This window comes from Fibrobacter sp. UWB2, assembly GCF_002210425.1.
In the GTDB taxonomy this organism is placed as follows: domain Bacteria; phylum Fibrobacterota; class Fibrobacteria; order Fibrobacterales; family Fibrobacteraceae; genus Fibrobacter; species Fibrobacter elongatus.
The window spans coordinates 344,049-357,253 of the sequence record NZ_MWQK01000005.1 but is presented as its reverse complement, the minus strand read 5'-3'; the positions used below and the strand labels follow the sequence as shown (position 1 = coordinate 357,253).

The window sequence follows — 13,205 nt, the reverse complement described above, 5'->3', positions numbered from 1 at the left end:
TGGGTAATCGCGAGGTTTTCGAGGGTTATGGTTCACAAAATTCACATTCCGGTGATGGGCATTTGCTATACGGCGGATACGCCGATTCGTGTAGCGCATTTGGGAATCACGTCTGTGATTTCGCTTGTGGATGATGGCCTCCTCGAAGAATACCGTATGGCTTATGCAGAACGCTTGGGCCTTGATTTGGGTTCTCCGCAGACAACCCGCATTGGGCGCATCCGTTCGTATTTGGACTTTATTGCAGACGAAGTAGAGCGCAAGTTTACACGTCTTTGTGCGTGCCGCTTTGATGGCGGTAGCGACAAGGACCTTTATTTCTTAATGCTCCCGCTGGATTCCAGGCTTCGCGTAGAATACGATGGCATTTTTGCAAAGACGGGTCTTGCCCGCATTGCGGCTGAGGCCGCCCTCACCGAAAAAATGGAACCGGGCGAAATCCAGGCTAACATCATGGTTGGCTTGAATCATGACGAGGCTGCGTTTGATGCCGTTCGCGGCTTTGCCGCTTCGAAAGTGGCGGGGGCGCTTGTGCTCAGTGCAGGCGTGAACTTGTCCGTCTTCGAAGAAATTGCAAAGTGCAAGGATTTTTACAGGACGGGTACAAGACCTCCGAAAAAGAAGATTATCCTGAAAGTTTCGGATTATCGTTCGGCGCTCGTTCAGGGTCGCTATTTGGCAAAGAAGGGCTTGGAAGTTTACGAATACCGCATTGAATCTGGCGTGAACTGCGGCGGTCATGCGTTTTTTGAATCCAAGAAGTTATTGCTTGATGTGGTCCGGGAATTTGTCGAAAAGCGCAAAGAACTTTTTGAAACTACGTGCTCGATGATTGCGAAGTTCGCTGATTCTTGTGATGCGGGGGACAATGATGCGACCGTCCCGGTGCAAGGAATTCTCCCGCCGCCGTCGCCTGCGCGGATTACCGCGCAGGGTGGGCTTTGCGCTCCCGAAGATATTGCTCAAGTCTTGTCGCTCGGGATAGATGGCGTAGGTGTCGGGACTCCGTTTTTGCTTGTACCGCAGGCGACTAGCGTCGATAAGGAAACGCGCCGATTGCTCGCGAGCGCAAAGCCCGAAGATGTTTGCATTAGTCATGCATCGCCTCTTGGCATCCCGTTCGTGAATCTGCAAACATCGACGGCGGCAAGAATTTGTGAGCAGAAAATTCAGGAATACTTTGCTCCAGAATCAGAAAAATCTGGAAGCCCTGAACTGAAACCCGGATTCCCGTGCCGTCAGCATTACCTTTGCCAAAATATCCCCGGCTTTGACCATCCTGTTTGCATGGCGTCTCGCGAGTACGTGATGCACCGCCTAGCCGAAATTGATGCTTTGGAAAAAGAGGACCTTGAGGCCTGTAAAATGCATCCGTATAATGCGGATGTTGAACAGTCGCAACCGGTTGTGCACGAAAAAATCTCGCAGGAATTCGACTCGCTTGAATCTTCCATCCGTCGAAAGTACGACAAGCTTCGTCGCGTCACGCTTTCGCGTGAATGCATCTGCCGATTTCTCGGAAATGCTGGTCGCGAAGAAATCCGCGAGAAGAGCCCATCGCTCCATTACCAGCCGGAATGTGTCGCCGTCGCTCGTGGCTCGCAGCCCGCTCGCACTCGCGAACCGGTTACCATTTGCCCGAACCCGGACATCGGCTATTTCGACCGCGAATACACGCTTCTAGAAATGATGCAGCACCTCTACGGCACAGGCAAGCGCCTTACGCCCAAAGGCAAACCAAGCGCCTTCGAGGTCGAAGAACGCTTGCTGAAAAATGCGCTGTTGTAAAACAAGAAATAATGGTTCCCCTACGCTTCGCTTCGAGGATGACTAATCAGCGAAACCGATGCGCGCCTGGAAGTGGCATTGCGTCATGTCGTCAGCGTTCGTCCCGAAAATATACGCATGGTGGTTTGTATTCTTGAAACGCACAATGTTCACCTTGCCGCCGAGCGGAATCTGCGAAATGTAATTTATCTGTATTGAACGGATTCTGCGGCTCTTGAGTTCCTGCGGGTCGAGCGAGTTTGTCACCCAGTCCACATAGCGGCAGTGGTTCACATGCTTGTTCATGTCCAAGTCACTATACTTTGCAATTTCTGTCGCTACAATTTGCGGGTCAACTTGCGGGTCCAAAATATCCATCATTTCGGGGAGCGCGTTCTTGCCCTGAATGAGCGGAATCGGGTACGGTGCGTTGGCCGGGTTTTCTGCTTTGCCGGTCTTCATGTTCACCAAGAGCCACGAAGAAGTCGCCTGCGCGATGGAATGCCCCTGCGCATCGAGGATGGAATAATCCTTAAGACAAACTTTGTCCTTGATGATGTCCTTTGCCCACGTCGAGATGGAAAGCTTTTCGCCCCAGACCGGGTGGTGCAACAGGCGAATCTTCAGTCGCGTGATGACCGTGGTGTAGCCTGCCTTCATCATCTTCCATATCCCAAAGCCGTTCTGTTCGGCATCGGCGATGGCGGTTTCTTCCATGAACAAGAAGAGATTTGAAAGCTTGAGTCGGCTGTGGTGGTCGCAGTCCGAGAAACGCACTTCAAAATTTTTGGTGGTGACTTCCGGTTCCATGATATTCCTCACGTGGTTGTGTGATTTTCGACTCGCTTTGGACGCCTGCGAAAAAACACGGTATGATAATAATGTATAATTTTTCTTGTATGAACGACTCTCAATTTCGCCCTAGTTTTAAACAGCTTGACGCTTATCATTCATTTAATGGTTCTATCCGTGTTCCGGGGTCCAAAAGCATTACCAATCGTGTGCTTTTGATCTCGGCAATTGCTAACGGGACAACTCGCTTGCACAACCTGCTGCGTAGCGACGATACCCGCTATATGGGCGAGGCTTTAAAACGTCTTGGCGTGAAGGTCGATTTTTCGGCTGATTATACGGATGCTGTGGTTGAAGGCCATGGTAAACCGTTTGATGCTGGCAATTTCCCGGTGGAGCTTTATCTCGGGAACGCCGGTACGGCGATGCGTTCCTTGACGGCCGCTCTTTCGCTTGGCTGGGGCAAGTTCATTTTGCGCGGTGAAGAACGCATGGGCGAACGCCCGATTCGCGACTTGGTCGATGCGCTCAGTACGCTTGGTGCCGATATCAAGTATCTGGAATCCGAAGGCTACCCGCCGGTCCGCATCAAGGCCGATGGCCTCAAGGGCGGCGATGTGAGCGTTCGCGGTAACATTTCGAGCCAGTACCTCACGGCCCTTTTGATTTGCGCTCCGTACTGTAAGACCCCGCTCCACATCCATGTGGAAGGCGAGCTTATTTCTGCACCGTACATCGAACTCACGCTCGATGTGATGAAGTGCTTTGGCGTGAACGTGCGCCACAACGACCTGACGGACTTCTACGTGCCGCAGGGCGTGTACCAGAGCCCCGGTGACTATTATGTCGAGGGCGATGCAAGCTCAGCCACTTACCCCCTTGCCGCTGCCGCGATTTCTGGTGGTGAAGTGAAGGTCCTTGGAATTAGTGAAGACAGTATCCAGGGCGATATCGCCTTTATCGATGTCCTGAAGCGCATGGGTGCAGAAGTTATCCCGAGTGTAGAACCCAGTGGCGAAAAGTGCATTATCTGCAAGGGACCTAAAGACCGTCGCTTGCGCAGCCTTGGCGATTTTAGTGCTGTTGAAATTCCTGATGCAGCAATGACGCTTGCCGTGCTTGCCTTGTTTGCAGATGCTCCGACGACGATTCGCGGCATTGGCAGCTGGCGCGTGAAAGAGACCGACCGCATTGCGGCCATGGTGGCAGAACTCCGCAAAGTGGGTGCGACCGTCTCCTCTGACATGGATTCGATTACGATTGAACCGCCGAAGGAACTGCAACCGGCAACAATTGAAACTTACAATGACCACCGCATGGCAATGTGCTTTAGCCTTGTCTCGCTCGGTGGCGTGCCCATCAAGATTCTCGACCCTGCGTGTGTGAACAAGACTTATCCCCAATTCTTTGAAGATTTCGGAAGACTCGCTCAATGATAAGCCTCGCCTCGAAGATAGTTGCCACAAGTTTTGCTCGGCTCGCGCTTTGCGCCTGCCTCGTGTTTGGCGCTCTTGCTGCCCCCGCTACGGCGGCGGATACGCTCTCGATTTGGGTCATGGACAATGGTCTTGGCTCGAAAAATGCGATGAAGCGCCTTGTGAAAAAGTTCTATCGCGAAACGGGAATCCCGGTGAAGCTTACATCGCTTAGCTGGGGCGAAGCATTCAGAAAAATCACTTTCGCATTTGCCGATTCAAATGATGTCGCTCCTGACGTAATCCAGCTTGGTTCGACGTGGGTCCCGCACTTTGCGGCGACTGGAGCCATCCGTCCTATTGACGACTTGATTTCGAAAATCGATACGGCTCGATTCTTAGGCGAGGGCCTTCGTAGTACGCATATTTCTGGAAAGCCCGAAACGTATGCGGTGCCTTGGTTTATTGACGTTCGTGGCTTTTTTGTGAACGAAAGGATTTGGAGCGAACTCGGTTTTGAAGATTCCGATATCGATTCGTACCCGCAGTTCCTTGGCGTGCTGAAGACGATTGCTAAATCGGACATGAAGACGGAAAGTGGAGTCAAGGTGACTCCGATTGCGCTCCCTGGTAAAGACGACTGGGCGGGCCAACAGTGCATGGCACCGTTTATCTGGAGCCATGGTGGTGATTTCGTGGTGCCTTCAGACAAGGGCTACCGCAGTGCGCTTTTGGATTCAAACACGCTTGTCGGGCTTGCGCTTTATGCAAAGATTATGGGCGATGCGCAGATGGCGCCTCATAGCTTGTACGAAAACTCCTCGGACAATGCCGAAGGCTTTGTGCGTTCGGAGCGCGTGTTCCATTACGGTACATCCGAATTGATTAAGCAACTGGAATTCCCGGAACAGGCGGGCGGCCTTGCAAATTCCTCGATTGCAAAAGATGGAATCAAGGTGATGGTTTTACCCACCGGGCCTTTCGGAAGGTTCTCTTTCATGGGCGGAAGTCACTTGGCTCTTGGCAACAAGAAGGATACGTCCAAGTATGCTCTTGCCGAACAGCTGCTTGCCTACATGCTCCGTGCCGACAACATCGATGCGTTTTCGCGCCAGGTCGGGTTCTTGCCTGCAGACCGCAGCATTCTCCACATCTGGAATCGCGACTCGCGCTATTCCAAGATTGTTGCGGAACTCGAGCATAGCCGCAGTTTCCCGAATATCCCGGAATGGGGCGAGGTCGAAAAAGTCCTGATTGACCTTTCGAACAGCATGGGGGCGTTGTTTGTGAATACGAAACACAAAAAACAACGAAGCGCCTCCCTTGCAAAACTGGTTTATGACGCCAACGCCAAGATCAATGCGTTGCTCAGCTATCCCGATACTTTAGAGGGCTCGGAGCGTATGCATTGGGCCCAGCAGTTCTTCCTTTATGAACACAAGGAAATTTATCCGAAAAATGTAGCGAATATCATTGGCCGTAACGAACACCCTTCGGCAGATGAATTCAAGGATTGGCTTGATACATCTAAGTATTTGCTCATTTCGGTTGGCGCAGGAATTTTGGTGATTTGCGTTCTCGTCACTTGCTTTAGAAGAAGAAAAAAGTAGATCTCGTTCATGAATAAGTTGTTTAAAATGACTTCCCGTTTGTTGCCGTTCCTTGTGGCACCGCTTTTTGCACATGTCAACGTGGCCTCTTATAAAAGCTATGTCGATTCGCTTTTGCCGGGGACGACTTTTGGGATGTCTTTGCGCTCTGTAAAGATGGGCAAGGAAATTGGCAACGTAAACGGAAATGAAATGTTTACGCCTGCAAGTACGCTTAAAACCTTGACGACTGCTGCCGCAATCCATTTTTTGCCGCTTGATTACGAGCCGAAAACCGAAATGACGGTGTTTGGCGATGTTAATGCCAAAAGGCACACGCTGACGGGCTCGCTAAAAATCCGCGGCGAGGGTGACCCGAACATTTCGGCGAGATATTACGACGATCCGTTTTACGTCTTGAATAACATGGCGGATTCCATCCGTGCGATGGGCATTGATACGATTGTCGGGCGGATTGACTTGGATACAAGTTATTATACCGGTCCGTGGAAAGCGGAAAATTGGCGCCGCAATTATTACGATTCCTGGTACGGTGCCGAAATTGGCCCGCTTGGATTCAATGACAACTGCGTGACTGTCCGATTCTGGCCGGGCTATTTCCGTGGCGATACGGCGGTCGTGTCGTTACAGCCCGATGTGGGCTATGTCAAGGTTGTGAACAACTTAAAGACCGTCAAGGGTCTCAAGAAAAAGTGGGTGTATTCCATTGACCCCGACAAGTCCATCATTACGCTGGGCGGAACAATTGGCGAAGATATCGATTCTGCAAGTATGGTGCTCCCCATCCGTAATCCGATTGGATATTTCAGGGCGGCGTTTATGTACGCGCTCAAGGACCGTGGCGTTGTCTTTAAAGAAGATGCAACGATTGCTTCCAATACTGAACTGAAAAAGTTCTCGTATTCGGCGGCGCCTCTCTTGAGCATCCTCGATGAAATCAATCAGCGCAGCCAGAATTTCCATGCCGAAACGCTGTTGCGCAATCTCGGGGCGCAAATCGCAGGCGAAGGTAGTGTCGAAGGTGGTCGCAAGGCAGAACGCAGGTTCCTCCAGGATATGGGCATTAAGCAGTCCGATTTTGATGTCTGGGATGGCAGTGGACTTTCTCCTGAAAACAAGGTGAAACCGTCGACGGTCACGAGATTGCTTGCAAAGATGGCTCGCCACCCGAAGGGCGCCTACTATATCAATAGTTTTGCAAGTCCGGGCGTGGGTTCCGGTGCAAAGCGAATGATCGATTTTGAAGCCCCGTGGCTTACTCGATTCAAGACGGGCTACATCGCAGAAGTCCATGCATTGGTCGGCTACATCTACACGATGGATGGTGACACGCTGACGGCGGCCATGTACCTGAACGGCACCAATACCAATCCGGATTACAAGAGCAAGGATGTTCTCGATACGCTCTGGATGCGCCTTATCAGCTACACCAACAATAATTACAAGTCGCTTTTGCAAATGAAGACTTTGTGGCTCGATGCCCAAGGTGTTAGCGGACTCAACAAGCGCTTGGATTATTTCTCGAAGCGATTGATTGGAACTCCTTACAAGCTTGGCCCGATGGGCGAAGGCCATTTGGATACGGTTGAAGATAAGCCGCTAGTTTATCTGGACTCTGTCGATTGCGTGACGTATTTGGAACATGTCGTTGCCCTTGCGATGGCCAAGAGCGAAAAGTCTCTGTATCGCCAGTTACAACGCCTCCGCTACAAAGGAGGCAAGGTGAGTTACCTCAATCGCAAACACTACCTGCTCGACGACTGGATTGGCGAAGGCAAGTATGCCAAGGTCATTCCGATGGAAAACGAAGTTTCGGTCGAACGCACGATGCCCAAGAGGGAATTCTTCAGCAACCATAACCTGAAATACACGGGCAAGGAAACGCCTGTTAAAGTGCGCTACATGCCTTTGGACAAGGCGATTGAAATGGCGAAGAAAACGTACAAGGGTACAATGAAAGTTCTTGGCGTGGGAATTGTCGGAACGTCGGACAAGATTGACCTCACGCATACGGGATTTGTAATTTTCAATCCGGGGCAAAAGCCGATACTGCGCCATGCGTCATCGCAAAGGAAGCAGGTTGTTGAAGTTCCGCTCGCCGAATACTTGCAGACTCGTAAAGTCCCCGGCGTCACGTTCTTCAAGTTTATACAGCATTAGCTGTTAGTCATTGGTTATTAGTTGATAGCCGGTTGCACTTTGTCATGCCCGCCACTAAGCGGGCATCGCCTTTTTGACGTCATCCTGAACCCAAAGGGTGAAGGATCCGGTTAAATTTTGTTTATTGCTCTGTCATGCCGCACTTGTTGTCTTTGACCACTTAGAGCTTTAGCTCTTATGTGGTCATGATCCGCGGATGGGGACGGCTTCGCCTTTGTCTTTGCTTTTATACATGCTGTCATCTACTTGGACAATGCATCTTAAAGTTATAAGAAATTTTATATAAATTCATCTTTGAAAATTTTAAACATAGATGAACTTGCATTTGGTTGGGATGGGCTGTCGGCAAAATCTCTTATTTAATTTTGTTCGAATCATTATTTATATTTACTTTGGATATTTGTTTTCTTGTCGGTTTGCAGCGACAAGGGAGGAATTTTATGAAGGGTGGAATGAAAAAGTTTCAAGTGGCGTTAGTTGCCCTACTTGCTTGCATAGGCGTGTGGGGGTGTGGGGATAATACAACTTTTAAGTGGGAAGATCGTTCGGCTCCAAGAGTTGTTTCGCTTGTAGATGATTCTCTTGCGCTGCTTTATAATCGTAGGTCCTATAAAAAATGTGATGAAGGTGTTGGACCCTTGGGCTATGATGACTGTATTGAAGGTGGGAGCAACGATGGCTTGTATCTCGCAAATTATAGAAAAAAACAACCTATTTATTGGGGGGATACCTTGGATTACTCTGTGAGTTTTATGAGAGGATTTTTCAGAGATTCTTCCGTTATTTTTTTGATGGATGACAAGCGTAAATTTGGGTTTTGGAAAATTGGTGAAAAACCGACAAATGTAAAGAGTTTAAAATGGGTTGCTCCTTGTAACGGATATGATGGGGCTAAGCACACTCGTTTTAGACCATGGAAAAATGGAAATGTTCTCTTGATTGGGACTAAGGGGTGTGACTATGCAGTTTTGGATACATCAACAGGAAATGTGAATCAACTTACGATGGATGGTGAATACGCATGGCTCGATGAATGTGAGGATGCGACTTATTTGGATGGAGATGAAATATGTTTGAAGGCTATATACGAAGATGGACGTTATGGGGTTAGGCTCTATAAGAATGGACGTAAAACGGATTCTCTGGTTTGGGAAAATGCAAATTGGTCTATAGTGTCGGAGGATAACGTGAAAATTATCGGTGGAAAATGGTTTTTGCTCGATCATCCGACTCGGCTTCTGGATGGAAAATCAAACCCTTTGAATGGTTGGACTCTTAATATAATCAATCCATTAAATCCTGTTACTCCTATGATAAGAATGGATAAAATATACTCGTCATTTATTGATTCTGTGGGTTCGGAAATAAAATACGATGTTGACGATGATTTGTATGTCGTGGAAGGAAGATTATGAAACGTTTATACGCTGTTCTTGTTCTTTTCTGTTTTCTTTCTGATTTATGGGCATTGCTTCCGCAACCGATGGAATCCGTAACGAAGTACAATGTGGTCCTTGTTCATGGTGCAGCTGATTCTTCTAGTGGTTTTATTGAAAGATGCGCAAGTTCGGTAGATGATGCGTTTGCTTTGCTTTCAGAAAGACTTGCAGCTGACCCTGATTCTGGTAATGTTCCATGATCGTATGGGTGCTGCTACCATGGGTGGCTATACGTCTGATGATCGTGTGACAAGATGGATTTCGCATAATATTTTGGAAGAACCTAAATGGAATGCTGGTTATGATTATGTTCGCAATTCTTATGTTTATAATTGGCGTGCGTTTTCTAATACAAGAAACAGTTCCAAGAACAATGCTGTAGAACTTGGTGATAGAACTTGGAATAAAAATAAACGATTTGGTCATCGTCGAACTTTGATTGAATAAGCCCAAGAAGTAAAGGCATGGGGTGTGAGTGAAAATTCTGAATGAAATTGCCCATACCTCAAAGGAGCTTTAGCTCCGAGCTCATACCCCAAAACCGCTACAGCAACGAATCTAGCGCGACTATTGCCACGAGGCTGTAGTCGCCTTTTTTGTCCTCTGGCGCGGTGGCTTCGTCGAATGCGTTGTTTTCGAAAATCGTCCAGGCGTCAGGAGCCCACCCGTAGGCGTTCATCGTGAGTTCATTGCCCATCGCAATTTCGGCGGCTTCGACTTCTTCCCACTTGATATTCCCGGTTGGCGCCTTGTAGTAGCGCAACATGCCGATGCTGTCCATCATTTCGGGATAGTTGTCCACAAGCTCGTAAACGCAGTCCTTGTAGCTCTTGCCGCTCACGCGCACGACTTCGAACGTTCTGTTGTCCTGAAGGAACTTGGAAAGGTCGCCGTGGTGCATCTCGATTTTGGCATTCTTGCCAAAGAACGTAGTGAGTTCGCGAAAAACTTCGGAATCTTCTTCGAGAAGCGGCGCGAGCCTCTTGATTTGCGATGTAATTTCTTCTGGCATGGCCTAAAGATAAGAAATTTGTATTTTACGGGAGCGCGCAAAAATGAAACGCCTTGATTTGACCTCGTTTTTAGGGGTAAATTGTGAGTTAATTTTGGGCGTAAAGTTCGCTTTTTATGGTAGCTCTTACTATCTTTATGGCGAAAAAGGGCTCCAGGGAAGTACCTTGGGGAAACCGTTTCGGTTGTCAAAGAAATAAAACGAAGGATTTATGGCAAATCGTGTTGTTATCGGCTCCCAGTGGGGTGACGAAGGAAAAGCCAAGGTTGTAGATTTCTTAACGCTCGATGCAGACTATATCGTGCGTTTCCAGGGCGGCGCTAACGCCGGTCACACTGTGGAAGTTGGCGACAAGAAGTTCGTCTTCCACCTTATTCCCTCGGGCATTATGCACCCGGACAAGATTTGCGTCATCGGTAACGGTGTCGTGCTCGACCCGATCCAGACTCTGAACGAAATTGCAGACCTCCACACGAAGGGCATCAACCCGGAAGGCCGTCTGTTCATCGCTAACAACGCACACGTCGTGCTCCCGTACCACTCCACCTTGGACCGCGCCAAGGAAAAGAAGGCCGGCAAGGCCGCTATCGGTACTACGGGTCGCGGTATCGGTCCGTGCTATAGCGACAAGGTGAACCGCATCGGTGTCCGCGTGGGTGACCTCATGGACGAACGCGAACTCCGTCCGCGCGTCGAAGCCATGGCCAAGGTCCACAACGAAGAATTTAAGGTGATGTACGATGTTCCGGAAATCGATCCGGAAGTGGTCATCAAGGACTACCTCGAACTCGGCCAGAAGATCAAGCCGTTCGTTGCCGACGTGAGCGAAATGCTCTACAAGGCAGTGAAGGAAGGCAAGCGCCTCGTGTTCGAAGGTGCTCAGGGTACTATCCTTGACGTCGACCAGGGTACTTACCCGTTCGTGACCTCCAGCAACACTGTTGCCGGTTACGCAAGCTGCGGCGCAGGCATTGGCCCCACGGCTATCGACCAGGTTGTCGGTGTCGTCAAGGCTTACACGACCCGCGTGGGTAACGGTCCGTTCCCGACCGAACTTTTGGACGAAACGGGCGACACGCTCCGCAAGATCGGTAACGAATACGGTGCAACGACCGGTCGTAACCGCCGCTGCGGTTGGTTCGACGCTCCGGTGGTCCGCAAGGCTGCCGTGGTGAATGGCCTTACGCACCTCGCCATCACGAAGCTCGACGTGCTCGACACGTTCGACACCATCAAGATTTGCACTCACTATGAATGCGACGGTGAAAAGATCGAAAACTTCCCGAACCAGCTTTCCAAGGTCGGACGTTGCGTGCCGGTTTACGAAGAAATGCCGGGCTGGAAGTGCGATACCACCAAGTGCCGTAAGCTCGAAGAATTGCCGGCTAACGCTCGCAAGTATCTCGAACGCATGGCTGAACTTGTCGGCGTGAAGATCGGTATGATTTCTATCGGTGCTAAGCGCGACCAGAGCATCATTGTTGATCTCGACTAAAATAAAAAGGGGAAGGAAAAATGGATACATCCACAGTTGATTTGCTGAAGGGCGTCGAGCTCTTTTCGGAGTTGAACGAAGAACAGTTGGGGATGATTGCCAATCTGGTAATCGTCAAGAACTACAATCGTGATGAGACTGTGGTCCTGGAAGGTGATGATTCTGTGCAGGCTCTGTACTTGATCGCCACTGGTTCCGTGCAAGTCTACATGACAGGCATCGACGGACGTGAAACCATTTTGTCCTTCCTTGAACGCGGGGACTTTTTCGGGGAAATGTCGCTGATTGACGGCGAACCCCGGTCTGCCTCCGTCCGTACGGTGACTGACGCCAAACTTCTCGTCATCCACCGTGAATCTTTCCTTAGCTTGCTTCGCAAGTCACCCGAAATTGCAATGGCTCTCATGAGCGAACTTTGCAAGAGACTCCGCAAGGCGAATAAGCAGATAGGCTCTCTTTCGACCATGTCTGTCTCTGGCCGTGTGGCAGGGACGCTCCTCAACTTGATGCAGGAACGTGGCGTCCGTATCCATACGGATAACGGAAACATGGTGACTGTTATCCACAACCGTCCAACGCAGCAGCAGCTCGCCGATATGTCGGGCACGACACGTGAAACGGTAAGCCGTATCTGTTCCTTGCTGGTGCGTACAAACGCAATAGCAATGACCGGCAAGGATATCGTCATCTTTGACGAAGACATGCTCCAGGAAAAAGCAACTAAGGGTTAATTCCAAAAGAATTGTTATGAATAAAATAAAGTCGCTTTGGAACAAGGTTAGGCAGACTGCCATTTTCAAGGCTTTCGTCATTTGGATTGTTGTCGTTATCGTGCTTGTCTTTATGGTCGATAAGCTTTTGATGCCTGCATTTGCAGGGGCTTTTGCCAAGACGGGCGAGGTGCCGAATCTCGAAGGCCTCTCAGAAAAGGCCGCCGAAACGGCTTTGACCGAGGCTGGCTTCAAGTTCGAATGGGTCAAGGAAGGCCGCTATAGTTCGCAGGTGCCGGCAGGCATGGTGCTCGTGCAGATGCCGAAAGCAGGCCGCACGGCAAAGATTGGCCGTACAGTAAGGCTTACGAAGAGCCTCGGACTTCGCAAAGTGATTATTCCGGATTTGCGCGGCAAGAGCCAGAAGCAGGCCGATATCTCGCTTGTCCGAGCTGGACTTGTCAACGGCGGTACAATCCAGGGCGCACACCAGAGCATCCCGCGCGGTGCCGTTATCCGTACAATCCCGCTTGCTGGCGATACCGTCCGCGTGGGCGATACGGTGAAGGTCGTGATTTCTGCGGGCGCTACGAGCGGTAGAACATTGCTCCCCAATTTTGAAGGAATCCTGATGGACGAAGTTTATCCGCAGATGGATAGGCTTGGTTTCAAGGTGGGTTCTGTGAAGCGCCAAAAAAGCGAAGACGGTGCTCGTCCTGGTTCAGTGATCGAAACGTCTCCGAAGTACGGCGACTACCTCAAGCCGGGTGCACGCGTGAACTTTATTATTGCTGACTAGAGTTGT

The 13,205-nt window shown here is 50.0% G+C and carries 12 protein-coding genes; 10 read left to right on the top strand and 2 right to left on the bottom strand.

The window, feature by feature from the left end:
- Positions 1-27 precede the first annotated feature (27 nt).
- Entirely contained in the window at positions 28-1,788 is a 1,761-nt protein-coding gene (locus tag B7982_RS11760) for a hypothetical protein (RefSeq protein WP_088660914.1), read from the top strand.
- A gap of 42 nt (positions 1,789-1,830) precedes the next feature.
- Here the strand turns inward: B7982_RS11760 and B7982_RS11755 are convergent, their stop codons facing one another.
- Positions 1,831-2,577, bottom strand: coding sequence for an acyl-[acyl-carrier-protein] thioesterase (locus tag B7982_RS11755; protein ID WP_014546297.1), 747 nt, complete (start codon positions 2,575-2,577; stop codon positions 1,831-1,833).
- Between the two features lie 89 nt (positions 2,578-2,666).
- On the opposite strand from B7982_RS11755, the gene aroA reads away from it, so the two are divergent.
- The 6 genes from aroA (at position 2,667) to B7982_RS14835 (ending at position 9,630) form a co-directional block, all read left to right on the top strand.
- Positions 2,667-3,995, top strand: a complete 1,329-nt coding sequence (gene aroA / locus B7982_RS11750) for a 3-phosphoshikimate 1-carboxyvinyltransferase (protein WP_088660913.1) — start codon at positions 2,667-2,669, stop codon at positions 3,993-3,995.
- Entirely contained in the window at positions 3,992-5,584 is a 1,593-nt protein-coding gene (locus tag B7982_RS11745) for an extracellular solute-binding protein (protein WP_088660912.1), read from the top strand. Before aroA ends, B7982_RS11745 begins: the two co-directional genes overlap by 4 nt.
- A gap of 9 nt (positions 5,585-5,593) precedes the next feature.
- Positions 5,594-7,744: a D-alanyl-D-alanine carboxypeptidase/D-alanyl-D-alanine-endopeptidase gene (gene dacB / locus B7982_RS11740; RefSeq protein ID WP_088660911.1), complete on the top strand. Its 2,151-nt coding sequence runs from the start codon at positions 5,594-5,596 to the stop codon at positions 7,742-7,744.
- Between the two features lie 440 nt (positions 7,745-8,184).
- Positions 8,185-9,159 carry a hypothetical protein gene (locus tag B7982_RS11735; protein ID WP_144065962.1) on the top strand — a complete coding sequence of 325 codons (975 nt, stop codon included), beginning with the start codon at positions 8,185-8,187 and terminating at the stop codon, positions 9,157-9,159.
- Positions 9,156-9,383 carry a hypothetical protein gene (locus B7982_RS11730; protein WP_088660909.1) on the top strand — a complete coding sequence of 76 codons (228 nt, stop codon included), beginning with the start codon at positions 9,156-9,158 and terminating at the stop codon, positions 9,381-9,383. The genes B7982_RS11735 and B7982_RS11730 overlap by 4 nt, the downstream gene beginning before the upstream one ends.
- Positions 9,373-9,630: a hypothetical protein gene (locus tag B7982_RS14835; protein ID WP_158213009.1), complete on the top strand. Its 258-nt coding sequence runs from the start codon at positions 9,373-9,375 to the stop codon at positions 9,628-9,630. Before B7982_RS11730 ends, B7982_RS14835 begins: the two co-directional genes overlap by 11 nt.
- 97 nt (positions 9,631-9,727) lie before the next feature.
- On the opposite strand, the gene B7982_RS11725 is transcribed toward B7982_RS14835, so the two are convergent.
- Complete coding sequence (locus B7982_RS11725) at positions 9,728-10,195, bottom strand: hypothetical protein (protein WP_088660908.1); 468 nt, start codon at positions 10,193-10,195, stop codon at positions 9,728-9,730.
- A 211-nt stretch (positions 10,196-10,406) separates the two neighbouring features.
- Here B7982_RS11725 and B7982_RS11720 point away from each other — a divergent pair, with 211 nt between their 5' ends.
- Genes B7982_RS11720 through B7982_RS11710 form a run of 3 tightly spaced genes read left to right on the top strand, consistent with a single transcriptional unit; the run spans position 10,407 to position 13,199 of the window.
- On the top strand, positions 10,407-11,690 hold the full coding sequence (locus B7982_RS11720; protein WP_088660907.1) for an adenylosuccinate synthase: 1,284 nt from the start codon (positions 10,407-10,409) through the stop codon (positions 11,688-11,690).
- 20 nt (positions 11,691-11,710) lie between these two features.
- The gene (locus B7982_RS11715) at positions 11,711-12,421 is read left to right on the top strand and encodes a Crp/Fnr family transcriptional regulator (protein WP_088660906.1); all 711 of its coding nucleotides are present in this window, start codon (positions 11,711-11,713) and stop codon (positions 12,419-12,421) included.
- Between the two features lie 16 nt (positions 12,422-12,437).
- Positions 12,438-13,199, top strand: a complete 762-nt coding sequence (locus B7982_RS11710; RefSeq protein ID WP_088660905.1) for a PASTA domain-containing protein — start codon at positions 12,438-12,440, stop codon at positions 13,197-13,199.
- The last annotated feature ends 6 nt before the right edge of the window (positions 13,200-13,205 follow it).

Excerpts from the sequence above, each read along its gene's own strand:
- aroA (WP_088660913.1), top strand. The coding sequence starts at position 2,667 with ATGAACGACTCTCAATTTCGCCCTAGTTTTAAACAGCTTGACGCTTAT.
- B7982_RS11735 (WP_144065962.1), top strand. The coding sequence starts at position 8,185 with ATGAAGGGTGGAATGAAAAAGTTTCAAGTGGCGTTAGTTGCCCTACTT.
- B7982_RS14835 (WP_158213009.1), top strand. The coding sequence starts at position 9,373 with ATGTTCCATGATCGTATGGGTGCTGCTACCATGGGTGGCTATACGTCT.
- B7982_RS11715 (WP_088660906.1), top strand. The coding sequence starts at position 11,711 with ATGGATACATCCACAGTTGATTTGCTGAAGGGCGTCGAGCTCTTTTCG.
- B7982_RS11745 (WP_088660912.1), top strand. The coding sequence starts at position 3,992 with ATGATAAGCCTCGCCTCGAAGATAGTTGCCACAAGTTTTGCTCGGCTC.
- B7982_RS11710 (WP_088660905.1), top strand. The coding sequence starts at position 12,438 with ATGAATAAAATAAAGTCGCTTTGGAACAAGGTTAGGCAGACTGCCATT.
- dacB (WP_088660911.1), top strand. The coding sequence starts at position 5,594 with ATGAATAAGTTGTTTAAAATGACTTCCCGTTTGTTGCCGTTCCTTGTG.
- B7982_RS11725 (WP_088660908.1), bottom strand. The coding sequence starts at position 10,195 with ATGCCAGAAGAAATTACATCGCAAATCAAGAGGCTCGCGCCGCTTCTC.
- B7982_RS11730 (WP_088660909.1), top strand. The coding sequence starts at position 9,156 with ATGAAACGTTTATACGCTGTTCTTGTTCTTTTCTGTTTTCTTTCTGAT.
- B7982_RS11755 (WP_014546297.1), bottom strand. The coding sequence starts at position 2,577 with ATGGAACCGGAAGTCACCACCAAAAATTTTGAAGTGCGTTTCTCGGAC.
- B7982_RS11720 (WP_088660907.1), top strand. The coding sequence starts at position 10,407 with ATGGCAAATCGTGTTGTTATCGGCTCCCAGTGGGGTGACGAAGGAAAA.
- B7982_RS11760 (WP_088660914.1), top strand. The coding sequence starts at position 28 with ATGGTTCACAAAATTCACATTCCGGTGATGGGCATTTGCTATACGGCG.